Source organism: Methylobacterium sp. CM6241 (genome assembly GCF_054817845.1).
The window spans coordinates 1,636,582-1,648,834 of sequence record NZ_CM139246.1 but is presented as its reverse complement, the minus strand read 5'-3'; the positions used below and the strand labels follow the sequence as shown (position 1 = coordinate 1,648,834).

Here is a 12,253-nt window from a genome sequence, read left to right as displayed (position 1 = left end):
TGGCCGGTCGGGTACAGGCCGTCCGGTGCTGAGGACACGTGCCCCCCTCGACGAAACCGAGCCGGCCCGGCATGAAGGGCTCATGGCGCTTCCTCCCTCTCTCGACATCGACTCCCTGCGCGAACGGCTGCTCGCGGGCGACCGCGCGGCCCTGGCACGCGCGATCACGCTGGCGGAATCGAAACGGGCCGATCATCGCGCCGCAGCGCGCAGCCTCATCGATTCGGTGCTTCCCCAGACCGGCACCGCGATCCGGGTCGGCATCACCGGGGTGCCAGGGGTCGGCAAGTCCACCACGATCGACAATCTCGGCGCCAATCTCACCGCCGCCGGCCATAAGGTGGCGGTGCTGGCGGTCGACCCCTCTTCCAGCCGCACCGGTGGGTCGATCCTCGGCGACAAGACCCGGATGGCCCAGCTGGCGCTCGACCCGAACGCCTTCATCCGCCCCTCCCCCTCATCGGGCACCCTTGGCGGCGTCGCGGCCAAGACCCGCGAAACCATGCTTCTCTGCGAGGCTGCGGGATTCGACGTGATCCTGGTGGAGACGGTGGGCGTCGGCCAGTCGGAGACGGCGGTGGCCGACCTCACCGACTTCTTCCTCGTGCTGATGCTGCCCGGCGCCGGCGACGAGTTGCAGGGCATCAAGAAGGGCATTCTCGAACTTGCCGACATGATCGCGGTCAACAAGGCCGACGATGGCGAGGGCGAGCGCAGGGCCAACGCGGCAGCCGGCGAATACCGGGCGGCGCTCCATATCCTCAGCGCTCCGAGTTCGACCTGGACCCCGCCGGTGGTGACCATCTCCGGCCTCAACAACAAGCGTCTCGACGCCATGTGGGACAAGGTGGTCGACCACCGCAACAAGCTGACCGCCACAGGCGAAATCGCCAAGAAGCGCCGCGCTCAGGACGTGAAGTGGATGTGGGCCCTCGTCCACGAACGCCTGCACCAGCGGCTCGTCGGTTCGCCGGAAGTGCGCAAGCAGACGGCCGAGGCGGAAGCCGGCGTGGCGCGAGGCGAATCCTCCCCGGCCGCCGGCGCGGAGGCCATCGCGACGCTGATCGGGCTGTGACGGGGGGGCATCTCCTCGTCACCGGGTTCGGCCCTTTCCCCGGCATGCCGCGCAACCCGAGCGAGACGCTCGCTCGGCAGGTCGGACATCTCGGCCGGCATGGCATCGCCGGGTTCCCGGTGCGCACGCTCATCCTGCGCACCGCCTATGCGGCTCTTTCCGAGTCGTTGAAGCCGGCCCTCGCCCAGAGCCCGGCCGCCGTGCTGATGATCGGCGTCGCTGGCCGCGCCAAACGGGTTCGCGTCGAGGCTCGCGCCCTCAATCGGGCAAGCCGGCTGTTTCCCGATGCATCGGGGCGGATTCCGACCACCCTGCGGCTCGACCGTCAGGGACCAGCGCAGCGCGAAGCCCCCATCGCGGCCCGCGCCCTCGTCTGCCTGAAACGGCAGGGGATTTCGGCGATCCCATCCCGGAATGCTGGCCGCTACCTGTGCAACGCCAGTTACTTCCAGGCGCTGGCCGAGCCCTGCCCGGTTCTGTTCCTCCACATCCCACCCGTCCGGGCGGCATGGCGGCGATCCGCGTCGCTCGCGCGAAAACAGCGCGATCCCCTGGCGGTCCTTCCCAGGGCGGTATCCGAGGTCGGGCGTCTGCTGCTCATCGAAGCACGGGAGCGACACACCCCGTAAACCGCTCGCTCAAGAAAGTTGTCTTGCGATGGTGCGCTTGGCCGGTTCGCACGTTCTGTGACCATCGGATGCGGGCGCCGCCTTGGGAGCGCCGCTCACGCATCTGCGATTCTGAAGGAGTTGACCCATGGTTGATACGGATCGAGTCGTCGGGACGGCCAAGGACCTCGGCGGCCGCGTGCAGAGCGCCGTCGGCGATGCCGTCGGATCGTCGCGGACCTCGGCGGAAGGCCGCTACCGCGAGGCGGAGGGCCGCGCCCAGGAGGTCTACGGTCAGGCCAAGGACACCCTTCGCGATGTGGCCGGCAACGTCTCCGACTATGCCGGCGATGCCTATGACCGCGGCGGCAGCTACGTTCGCGATGGCGCCCGCGCCGTGGAGAGCCGTGTCGAAGAGAACCCGCTCATCGCCCTCGTGATCGCCGGAGCCGTCGGCTACGGCCTCGCCCTGCTCCTGCACGGCCGCCGCTGAACACCAGATCCGCTTGAAACGAGCCCGTCCCGTCATGCCGACGGGGCGGGCTTTTCGCTGCGCGCTACTGCGCGGTCCAACCGCCATCCATGGGGATATTGGCGCCGGTAATCTGACTCGCACCGTCGCTGCACAGGAACACGGCGAGGGCCGCCACCTGCTCCACCGTGACGAACTGCTTGGTCGGCTGGGCCGCCAGCAGCACGTCGTTCATGACCTGCTCCTTGGTCATGCCCCGTGCCTTCATCGTGTCGGGGATCTGCGCCTCCACCAGCGGCGTCCAGACATAGCCTGGCGAGATACAGTTCACGGTGATGCCGTGGGTGGCGAGTTCGAGGGCGGCGGTCTTGGTCAGGCCGGCGATGCCGTGCTTGGCCGAAACGTAGGCCGACTTGAACGGTGAGGCCACGAGGGAATGGGCCGAAGCGGTGTTGATGATGCGGCCCCATCCCCGCGCCTTCATTCCGGGGATGGCGTATCGCATGGTGTAGAAGGCCGAGGAAAGGTTGAGCGCGATGATCTGCTCCCATTTCTCGGGCGGGAAATCCTCGATCGGCGAGACGAACTGGACGCCGGCATTGTTCACGAGCACGTCGACCGAGCCGAATGTCTCCTCGCCAAGGCGGATCAATCCCTCGATCTCGCCGGGCTTCGTCAAGTCGGCCGGGGAATAGGCCGCCTTCACGCCGAAATCGGTCTCGATCCCGGCGCGCTCCTTCTCGATGTCCTCGGGCTTGCCGAAGCCGTTGATGACGACGTTGGCGCCCTCCTTGGCGAAGGCGCGGGCATAGGCGAGGCCGATGCCGCTGGTGGACCCCGTGACGATGGCGGTCTTGGATTTCAGGATCATGGAAGCCTCTCGGGTCATCTGGGCGATCAGGCGAGATAGTCGTGCAGCACCTGCCCGTAGGGCAAGGTGAAGTCGACGATCATGTGCCGGCCGCCGACGATGCGCTTCACCGGCAGGTCGGCGACCCGACAATTCACGTGCGGGATCAGGTCGAGGCGCGCCTCGCCGTCCCAGGCGCCGTGAACGGTGATGTTCTCCAAGCGATAGCCGACGAGCTGGGCCACTTTCGGTGCGCCGGTCACGTCGGGAAGGAGCTTGAGGTTGACGTTGAGGCGGCCGAGGCCGGCCTTCACCGTGTCGAGCTCATTCTCCAGGCTCTTGTGCTTGTAGGTCATGGTGCCCATCGCCACGCGCTCCTCGTCGTAATGGAGCGTGCCGGTGAGCGTGTCCTTCATCACCTTGAGGCGAGGCACGCCCCATTTCTTCGGGAAGCCCCAGATCTCGCGGCCGGCCGTGATCGGCGGCTCGTCGTCGAGATACATCTGGATCGAGAAGTTGCAGGCCTCGCCATTATAGGTGGCGACGGCGCCCGATCCGCTCTCCTCGTAATCGCCGAACCCGGAGGAATCCGGCATCTTCATCCACTCGTAATAGACGAGGTTCTCGGGGTGGGGCTCCAGCGGCTCGGGCAGCGCCCGGCGCAGGGCCTCGGCATCGGTCTCGTAGGTGATGATGAGGTATTCGCGCCTGAGGAACCGATACGGCCCGCGCGGATAGCTCGGACTGAAGGCGGGCATCGAGGGAACTTGCAGGATCTCGTCACGGGTCATGGCGTGTAGGCCTCCGGGATTAAGCGGTCGGGATGAAGCGGTCGGGATGACGTCAGTCGCGGGCGTCCCGCGTCAGGTCGAACACGGCGACGCCGGTTTCGTCGTGCACTCGGTCGCACCAGGCTGGAGAGCGCAGAGAGCGGCGCATGTCACCGGCACCCGCCGCCCAATGCTCCAGCATGGTGGCGCGAGAGAACTCGTAATCCTTCGAGTTTCCCTCATAGGCTTTCCGCCGGTAGATCAGCTGCATCACGGTCGTGAAATTGGCGTGGGAGACCTGGCGCAGGTAGGCGACGTCCTCGTCGCTCATCAGCTCGGGCGGCAGCTTCTCGGCCAGGCGGCGGAACGCGGCTTTCGCGCGGCGGGCTTCGAGGTTCTTGTCGGTGTTGAGCCGTGTGCGGCTCGAGAAGCGGATGTCTTTCTCGCGCTCGGCCGATTCGACCAGGGTGCGGGGCATCGGCCCGCGCGCGGCGAAGAGATCGACCTGATAGACCACGAGGTCACGGCTGCGCTCCTCGTCCAGGATGTATTGCAGCGGCGTGTTCGAGACGATGCCGCCGTCCCAATATTGCTCGCCGTCGATGGTCACCGGCGGGAAACCCGGCGGCAATGCCCCCGACGCCATGATGTGCTCGGGCGTGATGCGGTCGCAGCGATTGTCGAAATAAACGAAATTGCCGGTGCGCACGTTGACGGCTCCGATGCTGAGCCGGGTGCGCCCCTCGTTGATGAGGTCGAAATCAACCAGCCGCTCCAGCGTCGCCCTGAGCGGAGCGGTGTCGTAATAGCTCAGCGCCTCCGGGGCGCCCGGCGGATAGAACGTCGCCGGGGGAACGCGTGGCGTGAAGAAACCGGGGACGCCGAAAGTGGCGATCCAGTTGGCGCTGGCCTCGTTGAAGGCCGCACGCGCCTTCTCGCCGGGAAACCAGGGTGAGCCCATCACGCCCGACGAGACCTGCTCCCAGAACGCCCTCAGCCGCTCGACGCGGCGCTCGGGCGGATTACCGACGATCAGGGCCGCGTTGATCGCGCCGATGGAGATGCCCGCCACCCAGTCGGGCAGGATGTTCTCGGCCGCCAGCGTCTCGTAGATGCCGGCCTGGTAGGAGCCGAGTGCGCCACCGCCCTGGAGTACGAGGACGTGGGATTCGCCGCTGAGAAACGCTGTCACGGGCGCGGACCTCTCCATAGCGTCCCAGACGCCATACACACAGGCTGGAGAGTGGACGCCAAACGATGACGGCACCATGACCCAAGGCCAAGCTTAAGGCTATCGTCGTGTAGGGCGAAGGCCGGCTCTGAGAGCCAGGATGGTTGACAGGCGGTGTTCCTTCGCCAACACCCCCGGCCAATCGCGGCTTTTCCCGCCCGCCCCGGACGCCTTCCGTCGCCGTTGTCTCCGACACGGCATCCCGGCGCACCAATGGCGACGAACAAGGATCTCTGACCGATGTCGGTGACGCGCTCCTATCTCGATTTCGAGAAGCCGGTGGCCGAGCTCGAATCCAAGCTGGAGGAGCTGAGGACCATGGCCGCCCGCGACGGTGCGGTCTCCATCAGCGAAGAGGTCGGCCGACTCGAAGGCAAGGCCGCCGCCGCCCTGTCGGACATCTACGCCACGCTGACGCCCTGGCAGAAGACGCAGGTGGCACGCCACCCGCAGCGGCCGCATTTCATCGACTACTGCGCCGGGCTGATCACCGAGTTTACTCCCCTGGCAGGCGACCGCACCTTCGGCGAAGACCAGGCCATCGTCGCCGGTTTCGGCCGTTTCGAGGGCCGAGCCGTCTGCGTGCTGGGCCAGGAGAAGGGCTCCACCACCGAGAGCCGCCTGCGCCACAATTTCGGGATGGCCAAGCCCGAGGGTTACCGCAAGGCAGTGCGGCTGATGGAATTGGCCGATCGGTTCGGCCTTCCCGTCCTCGCCTTCGTCGACACGGCCGGCGCGTTCCCTGGCATCGAGGCGGAGGAGCGTGGGCAGGCCGAGGCCATCGCCAGTTCCACCGAGGCCTGTCTCGCCCTCGGCGTGCCCAATGTCGCCGTCGTCATCGGCGAAGGCGGCTCGGGCGGTGCCATCGCGCTTGCCACCGCCAACCGCGTACTCATGCTCGAACATGCGATCTACGGTGTGATTTCGCCCGAGGGTGCGGCCTCGATCCTCTGGCGCGACCAGGGCCGTGCGGCGGATGCGGCCACCGCCATGAAGATCACTGCGCAGGATCTGCTGCGCCTTGGCATCATCGACGGCATCATCCCGGAGGCGACAGGCGGTGCCCATCGCGGCCGCGAGGCAGCCATCGCCAATACGGGCAAGGCCGTAGCCAAGGCACTGGCCGAATTCGATGGTCTGAGCCCCGACGAGATTCGCGACCGCCGGGCCGCGAAGTTCCTCGATATCGGCCGCAAACTCTGATGCGTCGTTTTAGCGCAGACCTCATGCGGAACCGTTGAAGAGTTTGTTAAATCCCGCCTCGGGACTGTTCGTGAAGCCCCACTACGACGACGGGTCCGGGACGCATCGCACAGAGAAATACCAGCGGAATCAAGTCGATTGCTCTCCGACTGGCATGCCTGAAAGTCGATGCTCGACGACACTTTGCGGCAAGGTGTTGCCCACAATGAGGAAGCCACCGAAATCCACATCCTCACGAGCCGGCCATTTGCGTCTTCTTGCGGTAACAACCGAGTAAGTTTAACGACGCTATTGGGTTGGGGAGTGGCGTTCGACGGGCGAGATCCCGCGAGCGCATGAATGAGGACGGGGTTCCCCATGGCTTTGCGCCCGCTGGCTCTACGCCTGGCTACGGCTGCCGGTATCGTTGCGCTCGCTCTCTCCCTCACCGCTTGCCAGGACGGCTCGATGGGCGGCGGCGTCCCGTTGCGGGCCCTGACTCCCGTCCCCGCGAAAACCCTGGCGCTCATGGCGCAGAAGGGCATGGCGACGAACGACCCCATCCTGATCCGCGCTTTCAAGAAGGAAGCGGAGATGGAGGTATGGAAGCGTGGCGCGAACGGCCAATACGCGCTGCTCAAGACCTTCCCGATCTGCCGCTGGTCGGGCCAGCTCGGCCCCAAGACCAAGCAGGGAGACCGGCAGGCCCCTGAGGGTTTCTACACGGTGACACCGGGGCAAATGAACCCGAACTCGTCCTATTATCTCTCTTTCGATACCGGCTACCCGAACACGTACGACCGGGCCAACGGGCGGACGGGCAACTACATCATGGTGCACGGCACCTGCTCGTCCTCGGGCTGTTTCGCCATGACCGACGAATCGATGGGCGAGATCTACGCCCTGGCCCGCGATTCCTTCGCCGGCGGGCAGCGCGCGTTCCAGTTCCAATCCTACCCGTTCCGGATGACGGCGACGAATTTCGCCAAGTACCGCAACGACCCGAACGCGCCGTTCTGGAAGAACCTGAAGGAAGGCTCGGATTATTTCGAGGCCCTGCGCGAAGAGCCGCGCGTGAACGTCTGCGGCACACGTTACGTCTTCGGCGGACAGGATGTGGCGGCCGGCTCGTGCTCGCCGAAGGTGGACACCCTCGTTGCCGAGAAACGGACGCGGGATAACCACGACATTGCCGAGCTCGTCGCCAAAGGCACGCCCGCGACGCGTGTCGTCTATGACGATGGCGGCCAGAATCCGGTCTTCCGGCCGCAGCCGCCCGCCTCGACGATGGCCTTCGCGAATTTGACGAAGAAGGAAGAGCCGGAGGCTCCCTACGACCCCAAGGAATATGCGCGTCATCATCTCGGTGAGGTGAGCCGGCCCGAGAGCTTGGCGGCCGGCGAGCGCGAGGTCGAGGTGGATGCCAAGGGACGGCCGGTGATGCTTGCCGCCGCCGAAGCTCCGATCCCGACCAAGGCCGCTGCGGCCGCCCTCAAGCCAGGGGCCGACAAGACCAAGTCCGGCAGCATCGTCGCGAAGACGGATGCGGCGCCCGAACCGCAGAAGCCGGCAGCGACGGCGCGCATCATGGTGGCCGATGCCGATGCGGATTCACCTGCCTACACCAAGGTTCTCGGCAGCCTCTTCACCGCGAAGGCTTCACCGACGCCCGCGACCCCATCGGCCAATGCCGCCACGATCCCAGCCGTCGCATCCGCGCCGGAAACGATCCAGACGGCACCGAAGGCTGACAAAGCGCCCCATACTGGTCATGCGATCACGGTTCCGACAGTGACCGGCGCCGTGGGACAGAAGGCCAAGATCGCCGCCGACCCCGTGAAAGCCGGCAAGGCCCCGACGAGCGGTGCGCCGTCACCTGTTGCCAAGACGCCTCCGGCCAAGGATGCCGCGCTCAAGGAAACATCGGTGAAAGCCACGGCGGCCACACCGAAGCTCTGAACGGCAGCACTCTCTAACGGTCGTCGCACAAAAAAGGGCCCCGATCGGGGCCCTTTCACATTCACATCGCTGCTGCGATCACATCCGGTGCATGCGGCGGTGATGCATCATCCGGTGACGCATGTGGTGGCGGTGCATGCGCATGTGGTGACGGCGGTGCATCCGACGATGCATGCGGCGCTCAGCATGGTGCATACGCACGGGAGTGACGGTCTCGGAGGAGGTCACACCCATCGGGGCGCCGGGGGCGGCCGAAGCGCTCGTGGCGAGGCCGGCTGCGCCGAGGCTTCCGACCATGGCGAGCGCGAAGATCAATTTTCTCATCGGGCGTTTCCGTTCTCTTTGACCCGAGCTCTGCGCTCGGATTGATCTCCCCCGCTGGCGCCGGGGAGATGATTGCCGCACGCCGAGACGTGCGGCGGGTCCGGTTCGACCCGCCGCTGATAACACTCAAGTCAGAGTTTCGTTTCCTCGAAGGCCCGTACCCATTCCGCGCAAATGCCCGAACGGACGATATCGTCGAGGGTGAATTCGACGATCGGGATCGGCATCATGCGGCTTTTGACGAGATGGATCACGGTTCTGAGGCCCGACGTCTCGCGCAGGTCGGTCTGGGACACGTCGCCATTGATGATGACCTGGCAATCGTCGCCGATCCGGGTGAGGAACATCTTGATTTCGGCGGTGGTGGTGTTCTGCGCCTCGTCGAGGATCACGAGGCAGTTCTTGAAGGTGCGTCCGCGCATCACTTCGAAGGGGACCACCTCGATGTCGCCGGTCTTCATGGCGATCTCGTAGGCGGCGTCGCCCATTCGCTCCTTCATGGTCTCGGTGAGCGGGGTCACCCAAGGCGCGATTTTTTCCTCTAAGCTGCCTGGGAAGAACCCGAGCGAGCGGCCAGCGGGGACGTTGGGGCGGGTGATGATGACCTTGGAGATGCGGCGCTGGCGAAGCTGATCCGCGGCGCGGGTTCCAGCAATGTAGGTCTTACCGGTACCGGCCGGGCCGAGAACGATGACCTGCTTGTTGACGGCGAGAGCGTCCAAATACTCGGCCTGTCGCTCCGTGAGCGGTTGGATCGGGGCCAGGTTACGCTCGTCGTCGAACCGGGTGCGGTGCAGCCGCACCGGGCGGTCTTCTACCAGCTCAAGTCGCGTGCGCCGTCTTTTCATCGATCAACACTCCAACTGGACTTGCCAACTAGGGTTTAACTGATCTTAGACCTGCTGACGTCTTTTAACCTCGATAACTTTTCCTGCACGGCTACTTTTTATCAACACTACGCCAATTCGAGAGCAGGTCTTTCAGTTCCGGATGTCGCCACGACGCCTGTGGACGACTGGCCTCGAAGATGATGCGGGCCCCGCATGCGCGACCCACGAATCACCTACGCACGCACCATGCCGCTCCCGTCGCGACAGGGGCGTGACAGCGCGAATTCTTGAGTGTGTGGCCGAATATCTCTCGGAAGACTCGGCGGCGACAGTTGAGGCGGGTCATGCGGATGGAGAGGGCGGGATGTCGGCGCATCCATCTCGACCATGACACTCCTGCCCTGCTGAAGGGCTGAACCGGCCGGACCACATCGCTTATCGAGCGTGGAGCCGGCAGGGTGCTTCAGCCGGGCTGGATGAAGCTGTCGAGAACCATCTTGCGGCCGGCCTTATCGAAGTCAACGGTCAGCTTGTTACCGTCGACGGCTGCCACGTTGCCGGGGCCGAACTTGGTGTGGAAGACTCGCATACCATCCGAAAACGCAGACGGCGCACCCGTCGACTTCGCGACGAGCTCGCCTTCGATCTGGCGAGGGCCACCATTGCCTCGTCCGGGCGGCGAGGACCGTCCGAAAGCTTGCCGATTCCCGCCTCCGAACTCCTGGTTGCCGGCAGTGTTGGCTTGCGCCCGCTGCCAGCCCGGCGTCGCGTAGGAGGAACCGAACGGCGCCGGGTTGCGGTCGAAGCGCGAGGCGCCGGCGGAGAAATGCGCAGGGGCGTCGATCACGTCGACGGCGTCTGCGGGCAACTCGTCGATGAACCGGCTCGGCACCGTCGAGGACCACAGCCCATGGATGCGCCGGTTCACCGCAAAGGACAGCTTGGCGCGTTTTCGGGCACGGGTCAGGCCCACATGGGCGAGACGGCGCTCCTCCTCCAGCCCGGCGCGGCCGCTCTCGTCGAGCGCCCGCTGGTTCGGGAACAATCCGTCCTCCCAGCCGGGCAGGAACACGGTGTCGAATTCGAGCCCCTTGGCCGCATGCAGGGTCATCAGGGAGACCCGGTCCGCCCCTTCCTGCTCGCTCGCCTCCATCACGAGGGAGACATGTTCGAGGAAGGCAGCCATGTCGGGGAATTCCTCCATGGAGCGCACGAACTCCTTGAGGTTCTCCAGGCGCCCGGCGGCATCCGCGGACTTATCCTTCTGCCACATCTCGGTGTAGCCGGATTCCTCCAGAATGGTCTGGGCCACCTCCGAATGCGGCTGGGTACCGACCATCCGCGCCCATCGCGAAAAGCTCTCGACCAAAGCGCGGACGCCCGAGCGGGCGCGCGGCTTCAACTCGTCGGTCTCGATCAGGCTGCGGGCGGCCTGGAGCAGCGGCACGCGCTGCGAACGCGAATAGCCGTGGAGGATCTGCAGGGTGGCGTCGCCCAGGCCCCTCTTCGGGGTGTTGAAGATGCGCTCGAAAGCGAGGTCGTCGGCCGGGTTCATGGTGACGCGCAGATAGGCCAGCGCATCGCGAATTTCGGCACGTTCGTAGAATCGTGGTCCACCGATGACGCGGTAGGGCAGACCGAGCTGGACGAAGCGGTCCTCGATCTCGCGCATCTGGGCCGAGATGCGCACGAGCACGGCGATCTCCGAAAGCGGATGCTGCTTGGCCTGCAGGCTCTCGATCGATTCGCCGAGTTGGCGCGCCTCTTCCTCCGAATCCCAGGCGCCCGACACCGTCACCTTCTCGCCGGCCACGTCTTCGGTGCGCAGGGTCTTGCCGAGGCGGCCTTCGTTCTTGGCGATGAGCCCGGATGCGGCGGAGAGAATATGACCGGTGGAGCGGTAGTTGCGCTCGAGCCGCACCACGGCCGCACCGGGGAAATCGTGTTCGAAGCGCAGGATGTTGTCGACCTCCGCCCCGCGCCAGCCATAGATCGACTGGTCGTCGTCGCCCACACAGGCGACGTTGCGGTGCCCCTGCGCCAGCAGGCGCAGCCAGAGATACTGGGCGACGTTGGTGTCCTGGTACTCGTCGACCAGGATGTAGCGGAAGCGCTGCTGGTAATTCGCCAGCACGTCCGGGTTCTCGCGCCACAGCTTGAGGCAGAGCAGCAGCAAATCGCCGAAATCGGCGGCGTTCAACGTCAGGAGCCGGGCCTGATAGGCGGTGTAGAGCGCGCCACCCTTGCCGAAGGCGAAGGCCCCCGCCTCGCCGGGGGGGACCTGCTCCGGCAGGAGGCCGCGGTTCTTCCACCCGTCGATGGCCGAGGACAGGGCGCGGGCGGGCCAGCGCTTCTCGTCGATGTTCTGGTCGACGATGACCTGCTTCATCAGGCGCAGCTGGTCGTCCATCCCCAGGATGGTGAAATCCGATTTCAGCCCCACCATCTCGGCGTGCCGGCGCAGGATCTTGGTGCCGATGGAATGGAATGTGCCGAGCCAGGGCATCCCCTCGCCGGCCGGGCCGATGAGGGCACCGATCCGGTGCTTCATCTCGCGGGCGGCCTTGTTGGTGAAGGTCACCGACAGGATGTCGTAAGGCCGCGCCTTGCCGGTCGAGACCAGATGGGCAATTCGCGTGGTGAGCACCCGCGTCTTGCCGGTGCCTGCACCAGCGAGGACGAGGACCGGTCCTTCCGTCGTCTCGACGGCGCGGCGCTGCTCGGGATTCAGCCCTTCGAGATAAGGCGAACCCTGTGGCCTGAGGGAGGCCATGGCGCGCGCGGCGATAGAGGTCTGCGCGGCCTCGGCCGCCACGCCGGAGGCCGGCGCCGGCACAGGGGCCGTCGTCGCGTCGGGATGCTGTTTCATGTTGCTTCCCTGGACCAAAACGCGAACGACGTCGAGGGTTGGGACAAAAGGTCGGCCCCAGATGGGTGGCCGAGAGGGGAACC

The 12,253-nt window shown here is 65.8% G+C and carries 11 protein-coding genes; 5 read left to right on the top strand and 6 right to left on the bottom strand.

Annotated features, from left to right (window positions below; all coding sequences use genetic code 11):
* Positions 1–82 precede the first annotated feature (82 nt).
* From meaB to ACYQR9_RS07620, 3 genes are all read left to right on the top strand, one after another.
* Positions 83–1,075, top strand: coding sequence for a methylmalonyl Co-A mutase-associated GTPase MeaB (meaB, locus tag ACYQR9_RS07630; protein ID WP_056423616.1), 993 nt, complete (start codon positions 83–85; stop codon positions 1,073–1,075).
* The gene (locus ACYQR9_RS07625; protein WP_461229221.1) at positions 1,072–1,704 is read left to right on the top strand and encodes a pyroglutamyl-peptidase I; all 633 of its coding nucleotides are present in this window, start codon (positions 1,072–1,074) and stop codon (positions 1,702–1,704) included. Before meaB ends, ACYQR9_RS07625 begins: the two co-directional genes overlap by 4 nt.
* Before the next feature lie 127 nt (positions 1,705–1,831).
* Positions 1,832–2,176, top strand: a complete 345-nt coding sequence (locus ACYQR9_RS07620; protein ID WP_056423612.1) for a CsbD family protein — start codon at positions 1,832–1,834, stop codon at positions 2,174–2,176.
* Positions 2,177–2,240: 64 nt separating this feature from the next.
* Here the strand turns inward: ACYQR9_RS07620 and ACYQR9_RS07615 are convergent, their stop codons facing one another.
* The 3 genes from ACYQR9_RS07615 to ACYQR9_RS07605 are packed head-to-tail and all read right to left on the bottom strand — an operon-like array spanning position 2,241 to position 4,985.
* Positions 2,241–3,026, bottom strand: a complete 786-nt coding sequence (locus ACYQR9_RS07615; RefSeq protein WP_461229220.1) for a 3-hydroxybutyrate dehydrogenase — start codon at positions 3,024–3,026, stop codon at positions 2,241–2,243.
* 26 nt (positions 3,027–3,052) lie between these two features.
* A complete protein-coding gene (locus ACYQR9_RS07610) occupies positions 3,053–3,796 on the bottom strand; it encodes an acetoacetate decarboxylase (protein WP_056423609.1) in 744 nt (247 codons plus the stop codon).
* Between the two features lie 52 nt (positions 3,797–3,848).
* On the bottom strand, positions 3,849–4,985 hold the full coding sequence (locus tag ACYQR9_RS07605; RefSeq protein WP_056423605.1) for a patatin-like phospholipase family protein: 1,137 nt from the start codon (positions 4,983–4,985) through the stop codon (positions 3,849–3,851).
* 261 nt (positions 4,986–5,246) lie between these two features.
* Here ACYQR9_RS07605 and ACYQR9_RS07600 point away from each other — a divergent pair, with 261 nt between their 5' ends.
* Positions 5,247–6,209 (top strand): acetyl-CoA carboxylase carboxyltransferase subunit alpha, encoded by a 963-nt coding sequence (locus tag ACYQR9_RS07600; protein WP_207410007.1) that lies wholly within the window; start codon positions 5,247–5,249, stop codon positions 6,207–6,209.
* A 357-nt stretch (positions 6,210–6,566) separates the two neighbouring features.
* Entirely contained in the window at positions 6,567–8,147 is a 1,581-nt protein-coding gene (locus ACYQR9_RS07595) for a L,D-transpeptidase family protein (RefSeq protein ID WP_461229219.1), read from the top strand.
* Positions 8,148–8,225: 78 nt separating this feature from the next.
* Here ACYQR9_RS07595 and ACYQR9_RS07590 read toward each other — a convergent pair whose 3' ends face one another.
* The 3 genes from ACYQR9_RS07590 to ACYQR9_RS07580 all read right to left on the bottom strand — a co-directional run bounded on the left by ACYQR9_RS07590 (position 8,226) and on the right by ACYQR9_RS07580 (position 12,170).
* Positions 8,226–8,471 carry a hypothetical protein gene (locus tag ACYQR9_RS07590; protein ID WP_056423601.1) on the bottom strand — a complete coding sequence of 82 codons (246 nt, stop codon included), beginning with the start codon at positions 8,469–8,471 and terminating at the stop codon, positions 8,226–8,228.
* Between the two features lie 131 nt (positions 8,472–8,602).
* Positions 8,603–9,319, bottom strand: a complete 717-nt coding sequence (locus tag ACYQR9_RS07585) for a PhoH family protein (RefSeq protein WP_056423599.1) — start codon at positions 9,317–9,319, stop codon at positions 8,603–8,605.
* 445 nt (positions 9,320–9,764) lie between these two features.
* Positions 9,765–12,170, bottom strand: coding sequence for an ATP-dependent helicase (locus tag ACYQR9_RS07580; RefSeq protein WP_207410004.1), 2,406 nt, complete (start codon positions 12,168–12,170; stop codon positions 9,765–9,767).
* Positions 12,171–12,253: the final 83 nt, after the last annotated feature.